A 15,084-nucleotide genomic window follows, 5' to 3' on the forward strand; every position below is an offset into this window, starting at 1 on the left:
TCCACGGGGAGCATCATCGGGCATCGGGCAGACTCGCTCCGTGCCGACCTTCACCATCTACGCCGTGCTGCGGGCGACCACCGCGGTGGACGACGCCACCGTCGAGTCCGTCACCGCGGCGCTGCGGCCGGACGACGCGGAGCTGCGGGTGTGGCGCGAGCCGGACCGCGCTGCGCTGCGCGCCTCCACCGAGTGCGACGCCGCCGACCTGGAGGCCGCGCTGGAGCAGGCGCACGCGCTCGGCGCGGAGCTGGGCGCGCGGTGCCCGGGCGACGTGCTGGAGACCGCGGCGCTCAGCGACGACGACTCGCTGGTCTGGCGCGCCTGGCTCTGATCCCGCGGGAGCTCAGAGCCGGCCGCGGCCCTGCCGGAGCAGCAGCATGCCGAGCGCCGCGCCGTCGGTGCCCAGGGCGTCCTGGAAGCGGGCCAGCACCTGCTGCTCGCGGGCCAGGTTCAGCCGGGTGCCGCCGGAGGCCAAGCGGTTGACGCCGATCTCGCGGGAGATCGCCAGCCGTCGCTGCACGAGCTCGATGATCGCGGCGTCGCAGGCGTCGATCTGCTCGCGCAGCTCGCCGATCCGGTCGAGCTCGGAGCCGGTCACGGCGACGGGGGAGGTGGTGGAGGTGTTCATCGGTCGTCCTTCGGGGAGCGGGTCGGCCCGGGCCCTGGAACGAGAAACGCCCCGGAGCCTGTGGGCCCGGGGCGTCTGGTGCGGCTGTGCTCAGCCAGCGGTGACGGCGACCGGAACCCGGTGGCCGTAGAAAAACTGGGTCGTCGTGGCGAGCACGTTGGGGAGTCTGCCACAACCGCCCGGAAGCGTCACCCGTCCGGCTTACAGTGATGTCGTCATGAGCAGCGTCCAGCAGGCCCTCCCCGGTACAGCCGCACTCCAGCGCTCCGCCCCCGGCTCCCTGGGACGGGAGCTCGACCGCATGCTCGCCGGGCTCAACGGCCCGCAGCGGCAGGCCGTCGTCCACGAGGGCGGTCCGCTGCTCATCGTCGCCGGTGCCGGGTCGGGCAAGACCCGCGTGCTGGCGCACCGCATCGCCTACCTGCTCGGCGCCCGGCACGCCTCGCCCGGGGAGATCCTGGCGATCACCTTCACCAACAAGGCCGCCGGCGAGATGAAGGAGCGGGTGGCCCAGCTCGTCGGGCCGCGCGCCCGCGCGATGTGGGTGTCGACGTTCCACTCGATGTGCGTGCGCATCCTGCGGGCCGAGGCGGCGAAGCTGGGCCTGAAGTCCACGTTCACGATCTACGACCAGGGCGACTCCGTCCGGCTCATGACGATGGTCGGCCGCGATCTCGAGCTCGACGCGAAGCGCTACCCCGGCCGCAGCCTCGCCGCGCAGGTGTCGAACCTGAAGAACGAGCTGATCGACGAGGAGAGCTTCGCGCCGGTCACGCCGCCGGAGAAGGTGCTCGCGCAGGCCTACACGCTGTACCAGCAGCGCCTCCGCCAGGCGCACGCCATGGACTTCGACGACCTGATCATGAACACGGTGCACCTGCTGCAGGCGTTCCCCGACGTCGCCGAGCACTACCGCCGCCGGTTCCGCCACGTGCTGGTCGACGAGTACCAGGACACCAACCACGCCCAGTACATGCTGGTCCGCGAGCTCGTCGGCACCGGTGAGGGCCCGGTCCCGATGGCCGAGCTGTGCGTCGTCGGCGACGCCGACCAGTCGATCTACGCCTTCCGCGGCGCGACGATCCGCAACATCGACGAGTTCGAGCGCGACTACCCGCAGGCCACCACGATCCTGCTGGAGCAGAACTACCGCTCCACGCAACGCATCCTCAAGGCCGCGAACACCGTCATCGCCAGGAACACCGGCCGCCGGCCCAAGAACCTGTGGACCGACTCCGGCGACGGCGAGCTGATCGAGGGCTACGTCGCCGACAACGAGCACGACGAGGCCGCCTGGGTCGCCGAGCAGATCGACGCGCTGGTCGACGCCGGCGAGGCCCAGCCGAAGGACATCGCCGTTTTCTACCGGACCAACAACGCCTCCCGCGTGTTCGAGGAGGTGTTCATCCGCGTCGGCATGCCCTACAAGGTCGTCGGGGGGGTGCGCTTCTACGAGCGCAAGGAGGTCCGCGACGCGCTGGCCTACCTCAAGGTGGTCGCCAACCCGACCGACATCGTCAGCCTGCGCCGGGTCATCAACACCCCCAAGCGCGGCATCGGCGAGCGGGCCGAGGCGTGCGTCGAGAACTTCGCCGACCGGGAGCGGATCCCCTTCGCCGGGGCGCTGCGCCGGTGCTCGGAGATCGGGGAGCTGGCCACCCGCTCGCTCAAGGCCATCCAGGAGTTCGTCGCCCTGCTGGAGGAGTTCGAGCAGCTGGTCGAGACCGGCTCGGGCCCGGCCGCGCTGCTGGAGAGCATCCTGGACCGCACCGGCTACCTCGCCGAGCTGCAGGCCAGCACCGACCCGCAGGACGAGGGCCGGGTCGACAACCTCAACGAGCTCATCTCGGTGGCCGCCGAGTTCGAGGCGGCCAACCCCGAGGGCACGGTCACCGACTTCCTCGAGCAGGTGTCCCTGGTGGCCGACGCGGACCAGATCCCGGTCACCGGTGATGACGCCGGCGTGGTCACGATGATGACGCTGCACACCGCCAAGGGCCTGGAGTTCCCGGTCGTCTTCCTGACCGGCCTGGAGGACGGCGTCTTCCCGCACCTGCGCGCCCTCGGCGACCCCCGCGAGCTGGAGGAGGAGCGCCGGCTGGCATATGTCGGCATCACCCGCGCCCAGCAGCGGCTGTTCATCTCGCGCGCCACCGTGCGCACGAGCTGGGGGCAGCCGGCCTACAACCCGCCGTCCCCGGTTCCTGGACGAGATCCCCGCCGACACCATCCACTGGGAGCGCCTGGACCCGGTCCCGGCGCCGTCGACCGGTTACTCGTCCGCGCAGACCCGGGTGGCGGCCACCGGCCTGTCCACCGGGGGGCTGCGCGGCGGTCTGGGCAACCGGGCGGTCATCTCCGTGGACGTCGGCGACCGGGTGAGCCACGACGCCTTCGGGCTGGGCACCGTGGTCGAGGTGACCGGTGCCGGCGACAAGGCGCAGGCCACCGTCGACTTCGGCTCGGGCGGCACCAAGCGCCTGGTCCTGCGCTACGCCCCGCTGGTGAAGCTCTAGACCGTCACGCCTCTGTCCGCGAGCCAGACGCGGGGGTCGGTCGGCTTGCCGGTCATGCCGCCGCGGTGGATCTCGTAGTGCAGGTGGGGGCCGGTGGACTGGCCCTCGTTGCCGACCTTCGCGATGACGTCGCCGGCGTGCACGATGTCGCCGGCCGAGACGTTGTAGTAGCGCATGTGCCCGTAGATGTGCACGTTGCCGTCGGCGTCCTGGATGTAGACGGCGTTGCCGTAGCCCGACGCGCGCCCGGCCTTGACGACGACGCCGTCGGAGGCCGCGTAGATCGGGGTGCCGAGCGGCGCGGCCAGGTCCAGGCCCCAGTGCATGGCGCCCCAGCGCTTGCAGAAGCAGGTGGTGAGCCGGCCGGCGACGGGGAGGACGGTCGTGGGCTGGCGGGCGGCGCGGGAGGCGGCCAGCTCGCCGAGGCGGGCCTGGGCCTCGGCCTCGGTGATGCCGCGGCGGACGCCGGCGTCCTCGAGCCCGCCGCTGAAGCTGTGGTCCGGCGCGGTCCCGAGCCCCAGGTCGGAGGCGGTGACCGTGACCTCCTCGGGGCCGCTGCCCAGCACCGACGGGGCGCCGGCGACCAGGGCGCCGACGACGAGGGCGGCGAACCAGATCGGTGCGCGGCGGCCGGGCGGGGAGGGGAGCCGGCGGAGCGCGGCGAGCCGGGGGGGGCGGCGGCGACCAGCGGTCGCCCCGGCGGGCTCGGTGGTGGCCTCGACGGTGACCTCGGGGGCCTCCGTGGTGGTGGCCTCGGCGTCGTCGGCCGCGGCGGCGCGGACCAGCGCCGTGGTGGCGCCGCGCGGAACGGGGATCACCGGCGTCCGGCGGCCGTCGAGCAGCTCGATCCGGCCGGTGGCGCCGTCCTCGGGGCGGCTGCGCTGGAGGAGTGGGGGTGCACTGGGACCGGTCACGGTGCACCTTTCCGATCGCGGGAGCGCGCCGGTGGGTTCCCGGCGCCGTGACCGAACCGTAACGACGAGTGAGGGTGCGGAGGCGTATTGACGCACCGTGTCGCGGCGTGTGCCGCAGGTAACGGAACGAGACCGGCAGGGCCGCTCAGGCGGCGGCGTGCACCGGTTCGTGACCTGCGACGGGGGAGCCGGCCAGCGTGAGCGCGACCTCATCGAGGACGCCGCGGTTGATCGGCAGCGACATGTGCCCCACGCCCCGGACGAGCAGGTTGCGGGCCCCGAGGTCGGGGTGGTCGCAGCGGCCGGCCGACGTCGGCAGGACCAGCTGGTCGAGGTCGCTGTAGACCGCGGTGATCCGCGTGTCGCAGCGCTCGACCGGCTCGGCGAGCTCCTGGAGCACCGGGGAGCCCGGCCGCAGCTGGCGGACCAGCGGCGTGGGGAGCGCGTGCGCGAGCAGCGACCCGCCGTGCGGCGTCCCGAGGGTGACCAGGGAGTCGACCCGGCGGTCGCCGCCCTGCCGCTGCACGTGGTATCGGGCGATGAGCCCGCCGAGGCTGTGCCCGACCACGTGCACGCGGTCGTGCCCGGTCTGCGCGCAGATCCGCTCGATGTGCGCGCCGAGGTCCGCGGCCCCCCGCGCGACGTCGCGCAGCAACGGACTGTAGTTCCAGGAGCAGACCGAGGAGAAGCCGCGACGGCGCAGGCTGCGGCGCATCACGGCGAAGATGGACCGGTTGTCGACCAGCCCGTGCACGAGCAGGACCGGCGTGCGCGCGGCCAGCGGATCGGCGGCGAACAGCGCCCGCACGGCCGGTGACTGACCGGGCCGGGAGCCCGGATCGGTCTGCAGCTGCTCGGTCCGGGCGCCCATCGGGTACATCAGCGCGTGCGCCCCGACCCAGGCCAGTTCGGTGAGGCCGCCGGTCAGCGCGGCGGGGCTGCAGAGGCTGCGCAGGGCGCTCCGTGGTGCGCCCTCCGGAGCGGCTGTCGTGTGCGACGCTGGTCCGGAGTCCGGAACGCTCGTCGGTCGCATGGCCCTCGTCTCCCCTGTGGTCCGCCGGTGGTGCCGGGGGTCGGCCGTCCCGGAGCGGTGCACCCTGAGTGCTCCGTTCACCCGACGGTAATACGCCTGTGTGGCGCCCGTCACACGTACACCGCCGGAACGACGACCGATCGACGCCGGTTCGTGACCTGGAACGGAGGGAGACCCGTGCCTGCCCCCGAGATCCGCACCGGCGCCTCCCGCGAGGGCCTGGTCGTCGGTGCCGTGCCGCCGGCCGTCCGCGTCGCCGGGGTGCTCCTGCTGCTCGCCGCCCTGGCCGGCGTCGTCTCGGCGTTCCCCACCTACCTCGAGGTGGACGGCCGGGACCTCGTGCTCGGCGGGAGCGCTCCCGGCGTCCTGGTCGCCCTGCTCGGCCCGCTGGTCTCGGCGGCGGTCGGCGTCTCGCTGGTGCGCTCCGCCGTCCCGAAGTTCGGGCTGGCGTACGCGGCGGTGGCCGGCGCCCTCGCGCTGGGGCAGCTGCTCATCGAGCTCTACCGCGGCCGCGGCTCCACCGCCCGGCCCGGCGTGGAGGTGCTCGCGGGGGAGCGCGTGCTGACCAGCGACATCCACGTGGGTCCCGGCTGGGTGGCGGGCCTCGCCGCGCTCGCGCTGACCGTGCTGGCCGGTGCCGTGGCCGTCGCCGTCTGGGGGCGCACGGTGATGGAGGACGGCGGCGCGCTGGACGCCGTCCGCGGTCCGCTGGCCGGCGCCTCGGTGCTGCTCGGCGTCGGCGCCGTCCTCTCCCTCACGCTGCCCGCCGCCGACGTGCCCGACGACCTGGTCACCGATCCGGCCACCGGGCTGCAGGTCGTGGTGACCCGCGAGGGCCCGCAGGCGCTGCTCGAGCGGCCGGGCCTGGCGCTGCTGGGCGGCCTGCTGCTCGCCGGCGCCCTGGTGCTGTGCTCGGTGACCGCCCCTTCGCTGCGCCCGCGGCTGGCCGCGGTGGGCGGGCTGCTGGCGATCGCGGTCACTGTGCTCACCCTCGGGCTCGGCGGGGTCCGCGACGCCGTCGTCTCCGACGACCTGCGCTGGACCGTTCCCGGTGCGGCGTTGCTGGTGGCCGGCGTGGGCTTCGGCGTGCTGACAGCCCTGGCCTGGCGGCTCCGCCGCCCCTGACCCGCTCTCCTAGGCTGCCCGCCGTGGAGGAGCGCATCCGGGTGGTCGTCGCCGGGCCCGGCGACGCCGACGAGGACCGGACGGCCCAGGTCCTGGCCCGCGCGCTGCGGGACGCCGGGGTGGAGGTCGTCTACACCGACCGGCCGCAGGCGGCCGACCAGCTGGCCGCGACCGTCGTGCAGGAGGACGCCGACGCCGTCGCCGTCGTGCCGGCCGGGGACGACGAGGCCCCGGTCCGCCGCGTGCGGGAGCTGCTGGCGGACCGGGGGATCGACGACGTGCTCGTGGTGGCCGGTGCGGACCTCGGCGCTCCGGCCGGGGCCGCGGACGCGCTGCGCGCCCGCCTCAGGGGCTGACCACCGGCAGCGTCAGCTGCTGCACCCGCCCGGGCCCGGTCTGCAGCGTGACCGGCTGCGGCAGCGTGGCGCCCCGGTAGGCGAGGTCGCCGCCGGCGAGCACGACCGCGAGCCGGTGGCCCGGCGCGAAGCGGTGCACGATCGCCGGCAGCTCGATGGTGACCGGCGTCGTCACGTCCGTGATCCGGGCGGGGGAGATGAGCCGGTGCGGCAGCTCCACCGCACCGTCGGGGCCGACGTCGTAGACCTTCGCGAAGACGGTCAGCCTGGCGCCGGGGCCCAGGTGCTGGGTGGCCGCGACGGCCGGGGCGTCCAGCTGCACGGTGAGCCGGGGCGAGCCGACGACGTCCAGCGGCTGCGTCAGCGGCGGCGTCGAGAAGCGGATCGCCGTCCCGGGCGGGTCGGTGACCGGTCCGGTCTGGTCGAGGAACGCGGTCTCCGTGTAGTTCGGGCCGAACGGCAGGACGCTGCTGAAGCCGTTGAGCCCCGGCACCACCCGCGACGGGTCCTCGACCAGCGAGCCGCCGAGCAGCCCGCCGCCGGAGAGGTGCAGCGTCCGCTCGGTGCCGACCGGGTAGGACGGCGCCGACGCGTACGCCTGCTCGATGTCGCCGGTCTCCGCCATGACCCAGTCGCGGTAGTAGTCGAACACCGGCTCGGGCGCCGGGCCGCGGCCGCGCACGTAGTGGTCGAACCAGGCCAGCACCTGGCGGCCCTGGTAGGAGGTCCCCGGGTTCCGCTCGTCCAGCTCGCCGGGCAGCGGGTCCAGGCCGCTGTGCCCCCACGAGTGCCAGACCAGCGACACCGGGGTGCCCTGCGCCTTGAGCGCGGAGTAGGTGGCCACCGACTCCTGCAGGTTGAACAGGGTGTCGGCCTGGCCCTGCGCGATCAGGGTCGGCGTGCGGACGTCGTCGACGTAGCTCGCCACCGAGTTCGACCGCAGGAAGTCCACCGAGCCGGCGCCCGCGTAGCCGGTGGCGGCGACCTCGGCGAGCGCGGTGCAGACGGGGGCGTCGAAGTGGAGGCAGTTGCCGCTCGCGAGGTTGCGCACCTGGGCGGGGTCGCCGAGGGCCGGCAGGTCCTGCAGGCCGCTGACCAGGCCGAGCGCGGTGAACAGCAGCGACCACTGGTACTTGAAGACGCCGGTGTCCGGCGAGCTCACCGAGCCGCTGCGCGCGGTGCCACCGGGGAACCCGCTGTTGTCCGGGTTGAGCGAGTAGGAGAGGTCGTTCCAGGTGATCATCGGGACGATCGCGTCGAGCCGGTCGGTGCCGGCCGCGTGCTCGACCGCGGCGGCGGCGAACTGGATCTGGCCGCCGTAGGAGCCGCCGACCATGCCCACGGCGGGGTCGTGCGCCACCCGCGTGCGGCGGTCCTGCCGGATCACCTGGTCGACCACCACCCGCTCGCCGGTCGCGTCGTCCACCGCGACGACCGAGGGGTCCCCGCCCAGGAAGCGGATCAGCTGGCTCGCCGCCACGCCGTCGTGCTCGCGGTCGTCGAGGGTGATGGGGCACAGGTCGCCGTCGACGAAGCCGAGACCGGTGTAGGACAGCGTCACGTAGCCCTGCTCGCCGAAGCCCTGGGCGAAGTCGGCCTGGTCGTCCTTGGTGCCGCCGAAGCCGTTGGTCGCCAGCAGGGCGGGCCCCGGGCGGCGGGCGGTGACCCCGTCGGGCACGTACAGGTCGGCGTCGATCTGGCAGGTGCGGCCCTCCGGCCCCAGGCCCGTCGCGGTGATCGTCAGGTCGCGCGGGACGATCTCGGCGGCGGCTGCCGGTGGGGCCAGCACGACCGTCCCCCCGACGGTCAGCAGAGCGGTGAGCAGGACGGTCGTGGCGCGGCGCACAAGGGCTCCTCGTCGGTCGGCGATCGGGCGGACGTGCGTCGGGCCGGCTCGATCGCTGCCGCGATGGGGTGAGGAACCCTGTGATGCGTCCCACGCCGGACCCATCTCCTCAACGCCCGGGGCGGCATTCCGGTTACGGGCGGGCTACGGTCCCTGTTCGTGGATCTTTTCGAGTACCAGGCCCGTGACCTGTTGGCCTCGCACGGCGTCCCCGTGCTCCCCGGCGGCGTCGCCGAGACGCCCGAGGAGGCGGAGGCGATCGCCCGCGAGATCGGGCAGACCGTCGTCGTCAAGGCGCAGGTGAAGGTGGGCGGCCGCGGCAAGGCCGGCGGCGTCAAGCTCGCCGACAACCCCGAGGACGCCAAGGCGCGCGCCCAGGACATCCTCGGGCTGGACATCAAGGGCCACATCACCCACCGCGTGATGGTGGCCCAGGCCAGCGACATCGCCGAGGAGTACTACTTCTCGTACCTGCTGGACCGCTCCAACCGCACCTTCCTGGCCATGGCCTCGAAGGAGGGCGGCATGGAGATCGAGCAGCTCGCCGTCGAGCGCCCCGAGGCCCTCGCCCGCATCCCCGTCGACGCCAGCGTCGGCGTGGACGCCGCCAAGGCGGCCGAGATCGTGGACGCCGCCGGGTTCGCCCCCGAGGTGCGCGACCAGGTCATCGCCATCGCCGTGCAGCTGTGGGACGCCTTCTCGAAGGAGGACGCGACCCTGGTCGAGGTCAACCCGCTGGCCAAGGCGCCCGACGGCACGGTCCTCGCGCTCGACGCCAAGATCACCCTCGACGAGAACGCCGGCTTCCGCCAGGAGGCGCACGCCGCGCTCGAGGACAAGGCCGCCGCCGACCCGCTCGAGGCCGCCGCCAAGGAGAAGGACCTCAACTACGTCAAGCTCGAGGGCGAGGTCGGGATCATCGGCAACGGTGCCGGCCTGGTCATGAGCACCCTGGACGTCGTCGCCTACGCCGGCGAGGAGTTCGGCGGGGTCCGCCCGGCCAACTTCCTCGACATCGGCGGTGGCGCCTCCGCCGAGGTCATGGCCAACGGCCTGTCGATCATCCTCGGCGACCCGGCCGTGAAGAGCGTCTTCGTCAACGTCTTCGGTGGCATCACCGCCTGCGACGCCGTCGCCAACGGCATCGTCGCCGCCCTGCAGCAGCTCGGCGACCAGGCCACCAAGCCGCTGGTCGTCCGTCTCGACGGCAACAACGTCGAGGAGGGCCGGCGGATCCTCGCCGAGGCCAACCACCCGCTGGTCACCGTCGTGGACACGATGGACGGCGCCGCCCGCCGGGCCGCCGAGCTCGCCGCCGCCTGACCTCCCCGACTCCCGACAGGACACCAGACAAGATGTCGATCTTCCTCAACGAGAACAGCAAGGTCATCGTCCAGGGCATGACCGGCTCGGAGGGCATGAAGCACACCAGCCGCATGCTCGCCTCCGGCACCGCCATCGTCGGTGGCGTGAACCCGCGCAAGGCCGGCACCAACGTCGACTTCGACGGCACCAGCGTGCCGGTGTTCGGCTCGGTCGCCGACGCCATGAAGGAGACCGGCGCCGACGTCAGCGTCATCTTCGTGCCGCCGCCGTTCGCCAAGGCCGCCGCGATCGAGGCCGTCGACGCCCAGATCGGCCTCGCCGTGGTCATCACCGAGGGCATCCCGGTGCACGACTCCACCTACGTATGGGCGCACGCCCAGGGTGGCGCCACGCGCATCATCGGCCCGAACTGCCCCGGCCTGATCAGCCCCGGGCGCAGCAACGCCGGCATCATCCCGGCCAACATCACCAAGCAGGGCAAGATCGGGCTGGTCTCCAAGTCCGGCACGCTGACCTACCAGATGATGTACGAGCTGCGTGACCTCGGCTTCTCCACCGCCGTCGGCATCGGTGGCGACCCGGTCATCGGCACCACGCACATCGACTGCCTGGAGGCCTTCGAGGCCGACCCGGAGACCGAGGCGATCGTCATGATCGGCGAGATCGGTGGCGACGCCGAGGAGCGGGCCGCGGACTTCATCAAGGCCAACGTCTCCAAGCCCGTCGTCGGCTACGTCGCCGGCTTCACCGCGCCCGAGGGCAAGACCATGGGCCACGCCGGCGCCATCGTCTCGGGCTCGGCCGGTACCGCGCAGGCGAAGAAGGAGGCCCTCGAGGCCGCCGGCGTGCGCGTGGGCAAGACCCCGTCGGAGACCGCCCAGCTGATGCGCGAGATCATCGCCGGCTGACGCCTCCCAGCACGACCGCACGCGGGCCCGGCCCCCCGAGAGGGGTGCCGGGCCCGCGTCGTTCCCGGCGCGCCGGAGGTGCGGTGCGGCCCCGCTGCAGGTAGGAAGGCGCGGCGCCGACCGGCGCGTCCTGCGAGTGAGGGAGAACAGTGCGGTTCGGAGCAACCAGATGACGGCGTCCGCGCCGGCGACCCGCCCCGGCGGCGTGCCCGTGCTGCGGCCCGTCGGCGTCCGCCAGGTGTCCGCCGGGCTCGCGACCGGGGCGGCCGTCACCGCGGTCCTGTCCCTCGGCGTCGGCCTGACCAGCACGTGGGACCCCACCGGCGAGACGGGGTACCCGGACGTCGTCACCCGCGTCGCCGGCGGCGAGTCCGTGCCGGGCTGGGACGACGGCACCTGGAGCTGGGTCTCCCTCGACTGGACCCTCCCGGGGATGCTGGCCGTGCTGCTGCTCACCGCCGCCGCGGTCGCCGCCCTCCTCGGAGCCCGCGACGACGAGCCCGGGGCGTGGTCGTCGGTGGCGCAGCTGACCGCGCTGGCCGGCGCCGGCCTCCTGGCGGGGATCGCCGGGGTGCAGGCCGTGGTCGGGCGGGGCGACATCGCCCAGGCCGAGGGCCAGGATCTCTCCGCCCAGTGGGGGCCGGCGACGGGGCTCGTGGTCGCGGGTGTGCTCCTCGCCCTCGCCGCCGCGGCGACCGCCCGGCGCGGTCGCGCGCGCGTCCTCGCCGTCGTCGACCTGCCCGCACGCGAGCAGTGGGCGGGAGCTCCCCGATGAGCGGCTCCGGCACGTGGCAGCCCCCGGCGCCCGGCGGCACCGCCTCCGTCGCCTGGGCGGTCGGCGCCCCGGGTGGGGCACCCGCGGTGCCCCGGCGGACCGTCGACGGGGGCGCGGTGCTCCGGCTCGTCGGCGCGGGACTGCTGCTCCTGGCGGCCGGGCTGACCGCGGTCGCGCCCTTCACCGACCTGTTCTCGGTCTCCTACGACGGCGAGGCCACCTCGTCGGCGACGGGATGGGAGGACGACGCCGCGGCACCCGGCGAGACGGTCCTGTTCGGCATCCCGCTCGTGGTCGCCGCCGCGCTGCTGCTCGGTGCGGCCGGCCTCGCCGCTGCCGCCCACCGGCTGGCCGGCCTGCGCCGGACGGCCGTCGCCGGCGCGGTCCTCGCGGTGGGGGTGTTCGCCGCGGTGACCTGGCTGGTCATCGGCTACTCGCGCGATCTCGTGGCGACGGTGACCGGCATCGGCGACGGCAGCCTGGCCGACGCCGAGACGGGCTCCGGCGTCCTGCTCGCCACGCTCGCGCTCCTGACGGGGCTGGGCGGCCTGGCCGCGCTGCTCGTCGGCGCCGCACTCGACCGCACGTCCTCGGCCGCGGAGGGCCTCCGATGACCGCGCCGTCCCACCCCGGCACCCCGCTCCCGCCGGCGACCGTCGTCGCCGCGGCGGCGCTGACCGTGCCCGCCATGGTCGCCCTCGTCGTCGCGACCGAGGTCGCCGACCTCGGGGACCTCGTCGCGCCGCTGGAGTGGCGCGCGGCGGACGAGCGCATCGTCGTCCTGACGGCGGCGCTCGCCACCGGCGCCGGCCTGGTCGGCGGGGCGGTCGCCGCGGTGCTCCGGCGCGGCGGGGGCCTGCTCCGCGGCTCCGCCGCCGCCCTGGCGGTGCTCGCCCTGGTCGTCCTGGGTGTCGAGCTGGCTCAGGACGCCGACGGCACCCGGACGGTGACCAGCGCGCTCGTGGCGCTGCTGGGCGCGGCGATCGCGGTGCTCGCCGGGCTGGCGCCGTCCCGCTCCTGGTACGAGTCGGGGGAGCGGGCCGCCGCCGAGCAGGCGATCGCCCGGGCGCTCGCGCCCGGTGCGGCCGGGCGCCCCCGGTCCATCGCCGCCCGCGGCATCGGCTGGGCGCTCGCCGCGGGCGCACTCGGCGCCGCGGTGGTCGGCGCGGCCGGGCTGGCCGTGGGGCAGCTGGCCCCGCCGCTGGCCGGGGAGGTGCAGGACTGGTCGGAGTTCCGGGATGCGGCGTCGTCCGGCTCGGTCCCCTCCGGTGCGGCCGACGAGATCCCGGTCGACCGCTCGGACCGCGACTGGGACCCGTGGCTCGACGAGCTCGCCCAGGCCTGCGCCGAGGGAAGCTTCGTCGACTGCGACGACCTGTACTGGGAGTCCGAGTACGGCTCGGACTACGAGTACTACGGCAGCACCTGCGGTGGGTACAGCGCCGTCCAGCAGCGGGGCGACTGCTCGCTCGAGTTCGACTGACCTGCCGTGATCGACCGACCGCCGAGGAGTGGCCCGCCATGACCAGTCCGCCTCCGCCACCGCCCCCGGGACAGCAGCCGCCCTACGGCCAGCAACCTCCGCCGTACGGCCAGCAACCTCCCCAGGGTCAGCAGCCGCCCCCGTACGGGCAGCAGCCGCCCCAGGGCCAGCAGCCGCCGCCGTGGGGACAGCAGCCTCCCCCGTACGGGCAGCAGCCCCCGCCGTGGGGACAGCAGCCGCGGCACCCGCAGCACCCGCAGCAGCCCGGCCCGCAGTGGGGGCCGCCGCCGCAGCAGCCGTGGGGCACGCCTCCGCAGGACCCCTACGGCCGGCCGCCCTACGGCGCGCCGGGCCGGTCGTCCTCCGCGGACTTCTCGAAGGTCGCGCTCCTCGAGTGGTTCGTCGCCGGCTGCGCCGTGCTGTTCACGCTGTTCATGCTGCTGCCCTGGTACGGCTTCGAGGGCGAGGGGCTGGACGGCTTCGACACGACGACCAACGGGTTCAGCGACGCGGTCGGCGGCCGCGGGCTGTTCACCTTCGAGATCGGCTACGCGACCGGCCCGGCCGTCCTCGCCTGGCTGCTCCTCCTCGCCGCCGCCGTCTGGGTGCTGCTCCCGGCGTTCACGACCGTGCGGGTGCCCGTGCCGCACCGCGTCGTGACGGTGGGGCTCACCGGGCTGGCGCTGCTGCTGTTCCTCATCACCTGGATCGACGCGCTCGCCCTCGCCGACGGGCCGGGCGACGAGGTCGGGTTCAGCGTCGTCGCCTTCCTCGCGCTGCTCACGGCCGTGGCCGCCGTCGTCCTCGCGGTGCTCGCGCTCCTGCGGCCGCAGCGCGGGCACACCCCGCCGACGCCGCAGCCAGGGGTGCCCGACCGCGGAGCGTGAGCGGACGCGCCCGGGTGGCGGCTTTTCGGCGCCCCCCGGGCGCGTGCGCCGACCACCTGCGGCGCGGGCTTGCGAGAGTGGTGCCGTGGTCCCGCTGCTCGCACGTCTGCCCCGCCGGGGCCCGGACGGCGGCCGGACGACCGGTCCGCTTCCGACGACGGCGCTGGCGCTCGCCGGGGCCGCCGCGGCCTCGGTCGTCGGGCTCGGCGTGCTCTGGCTGGCCGTCGGCGTCGTCGACACCCTCGACCCCACCGGCGGTCAGGGGGCCGGTGGGTCGCTGGTGCTCGCCGGCCTGCTGTGGCTGCTCGCCCAGGGGGCCGGCATCACGGTGGCATCCGGCCCGATCGTGCTCGCCCCGCTGCTGCTCACCCTCGGCATCGCCTGGTGCCTGTCGGCCGCCGGGCGCGTGGTCGTGCGGCTCGGCGACCTGACCGGGCCGCGCGAGACGGCCGCCGCCGTCGGCGTCCTCGCGGCCGCGCACGTCGTCCTCACCGCCGTGCTGGCGCTGCTGCTGGACGGCCCCGGCGCCGAGGTCGGCCTGCTCCGCGCGCTCCTCGGCAGCGCGCTGCTCGCGGTCGCAGCGGCCGGCTGGGGAGCCGCGCGCGAGTCGGGCGCGGTGGACACCGCGCTGGACCAGCTGCCCGGGCAGACCCGGCCGCTGCTGCGCGGCGTCCTCGCCGGGGTGCTGACCGCGCTCGCGCTGTGCCTCGCCGTCGTCGCGATCGCCGTGGCCGCCGACGCCGACGGGTACGCCGCCGTCTCCGGCGGGATCGGCGGCGCGGGCGCCGGCGCGCTCGGCCTGCTGGGGCTGTGCGTGCTGCTGCTGCCCAACGCCGCCGCCGCCGTCCTCGGCCTGGCCGCCGGGCCGGGGTTCGCCGTCGGCAGCGGCACGGTCGTCTCGGTGCACGGCGTGACGCTGGGCGCGGTGCCCGCGCTGCCGCTGCTCGCGGCGCTGCCCGACACCCAGGCGGTGCCCCTGCTGGCGTTCGCGTCGCAGGCGGTGCCCGTGCTGGCCGGCCTCGTGGCGGGCCGCACCCTCGCCCGCCGCCTGCTGCCCGGCGACGGCGGCGCCGTGGTGGCGGGCCTGGCCGGCGTGCTCGCCGGGGTGCTGACCGGGGTGGCCTGCGGCCTGCTCGTCTGGACGGCGGGTGGCTCGCTGGGCGACGGCGCCCTGGCCGACGTCGGCGCACCGCCGATCGCGACCGGCGTGGCGATCGCGGCGCAGGCCGGGATCGCGGCGGCGGTCGCGGCCGCGTTCAGCCGCTGGCGCCTCGCCTCCTGACG

At 75.0% G+C, this 15,084-nt stretch carries 15 protein-coding genes and 1 pseudogene; 12 read left to right on the top strand and 4 right to left on the bottom strand.

Going from position 1 to position 15,084, the window contains the following annotated elements; all coding sequences use genetic code 11:
• Nucleotides 1-40: 40 nt before the first annotated feature.
• On the top strand, nt 41-334 hold the full coding sequence (locus JKP76_RS07945; RefSeq protein WP_200490285.1) for a hypothetical protein: 294 nt from the start codon (nt 41-43) through the stop codon (nt 332-334).
• Nucleotides 335-346: 12 nt separating this feature from the next.
• Here JKP76_RS07945 and JKP76_RS07950 read toward each other — a convergent pair whose 3' ends face one another.
• Nucleotides 347-631, bottom strand: a complete 285-nt coding sequence (locus JKP76_RS07950) for a chorismate mutase (RefSeq protein ID WP_200490287.1) — start codon at nt 629-631, stop codon at nt 347-349.
• 301 nt (nt 632-932) lie between these two features.
• Here JKP76_RS07950 and JKP76_RS07955 point away from each other — a divergent pair.
• Together JKP76_RS07955 and JKP76_RS23945 are read left to right on the top strand one after the other, a co-directional pair.
• Nucleotides 933-2,720 (top strand): annotated as a pseudogene (locus JKP76_RS07955) (UvrD-helicase domain-containing protein); the annotation flags it as partial.
• A gap of 16 nt (nt 2,721-2,736) precedes the next feature.
• Entirely contained in the window at nt 2,737-3,147 is a 411-nt protein-coding gene (locus tag JKP76_RS23945) for a hypothetical protein (RefSeq protein ID WP_375335646.1), read from the top strand.
• Here JKP76_RS23945 and JKP76_RS23375 read toward each other — a convergent pair.
• Nucleotides 3,144-4,274 carry a M23 family metallopeptidase gene (locus JKP76_RS23375; protein WP_200490289.1) on the bottom strand — a complete coding sequence of 377 codons (1,131 nt, stop codon included), beginning with the start codon at nt 4,272-4,274 and terminating at the stop codon, nt 3,144-3,146. The two genes, JKP76_RS23945 and JKP76_RS23375, sit on opposite strands and share 4 nt — an antisense overlap.
• Nucleotides 4,207-5,094: an alpha/beta fold hydrolase gene (locus JKP76_RS07965; RefSeq protein ID WP_200490291.1), complete on the bottom strand. Its 888-nt coding sequence runs from the start codon at nt 5,092-5,094 to the stop codon at nt 4,207-4,209. The genes JKP76_RS23375 and JKP76_RS07965 overlap by 68 nt, the downstream gene beginning before the upstream one ends.
• A gap of 177 nt (nt 5,095-5,271) precedes the next feature.
• Between JKP76_RS07965 and JKP76_RS07970 the strand changes: the two genes are divergently transcribed.
• Both JKP76_RS07970 and JKP76_RS07975 read left to right on the top strand, forming a co-directional pair.
• Nucleotides 5,272-6,219, top strand: coding sequence for a hypothetical protein (locus JKP76_RS07970; protein WP_309229907.1), 948 nt, complete (start codon nt 5,272-5,274; stop codon nt 6,217-6,219).
• Between the two features lie 23 nt (nt 6,220-6,242).
• On the top strand, nt 6,243-6,575 hold the full coding sequence (locus JKP76_RS07975) for a cobalamin-dependent protein (RefSeq protein WP_200490293.1): 333 nt from the start codon (nt 6,243-6,245) through the stop codon (nt 6,573-6,575).
• Here JKP76_RS07975 and JKP76_RS07980 read toward each other — a convergent pair.
• Entirely contained in the window at nt 6,565-8,421 is a 1,857-nt protein-coding gene (locus tag JKP76_RS07980; RefSeq protein WP_200490295.1) for a CocE/NonD family hydrolase, read from the bottom strand. The genes JKP76_RS07975 and JKP76_RS07980 overlap by 11 nt on opposite strands.
• Nucleotides 8,422-8,580: 159 nt before the next feature.
• Between JKP76_RS07980 and sucC the strand changes: the two genes are divergently transcribed.
• The 7 genes from sucC to JKP76_RS08015 all read left to right on the top strand — a co-directional run bounded on the left by sucC (nt 8,581) and on the right by JKP76_RS08015 (nt 15,082).
• Nucleotides 8,581-9,744: an ADP-forming succinate--CoA ligase subunit beta gene (sucC, locus tag JKP76_RS07985; RefSeq protein ID WP_200490297.1), complete on the top strand. Its 1,164-nt coding sequence runs from the start codon at nt 8,581-8,583 to the stop codon at nt 9,742-9,744.
• Nucleotides 9,745-9,776: 32 nt separating this feature from the next.
• On the top strand, nt 9,777-10,655 hold the full coding sequence (gene sucD / locus JKP76_RS07990) for a succinate--CoA ligase subunit alpha (protein WP_200490299.1): 879 nt from the start codon (nt 9,777-9,779) through the stop codon (nt 10,653-10,655).
• Between the two features lie 169 nt (nt 10,656-10,824).
• Nucleotides 10,825-11,430 carry a hypothetical protein gene (locus JKP76_RS07995; protein ID WP_200490301.1) on the top strand — a complete coding sequence of 202 codons (606 nt, stop codon included), beginning with the start codon at nt 10,825-10,827 and terminating at the stop codon, nt 11,428-11,430.
• Nucleotides 11,427-12,044, top strand: coding sequence for a hypothetical protein (locus JKP76_RS08000; protein ID WP_200490303.1), 618 nt, complete (start codon nt 11,427-11,429; stop codon nt 12,042-12,044). Before JKP76_RS07995 ends, JKP76_RS08000 begins: the two co-directional genes overlap by 4 nt.
• Nucleotides 12,041-12,913 carry a hypothetical protein gene (locus tag JKP76_RS08005; protein WP_200490305.1) on the top strand — a complete coding sequence of 291 codons (873 nt, stop codon included), beginning with the start codon at nt 12,041-12,043 and terminating at the stop codon, nt 12,911-12,913. Before JKP76_RS08000 ends, JKP76_RS08005 begins: the two co-directional genes overlap by 4 nt.
• A gap of 38 nt (nt 12,914-12,951) precedes the next feature.
• Entirely contained in the window at nt 12,952-13,800 is an 849-nt protein-coding gene (locus JKP76_RS08010) for a hypothetical protein (RefSeq protein ID WP_200490307.1), read from the top strand.
• 85 nt (nt 13,801-13,885) lie between these two features.
• Nucleotides 13,886-15,082 carry a DUF6350 family protein gene (locus JKP76_RS08015; protein WP_200490309.1) on the top strand — a complete coding sequence of 399 codons (1,197 nt, stop codon included), beginning with the start codon at nt 13,886-13,888 and terminating at the stop codon, nt 15,080-15,082.
• Nucleotides 15,083-15,084: the final 2 nt, after the last annotated feature.

This window comes from Blastococcus sp. TML/C7B, assembly GCF_016612845.1.
GTDB lineage: Bacteria > Actinomycetota > Actinomycetes > Mycobacteriales > Geodermatophilaceae > Blastococcus.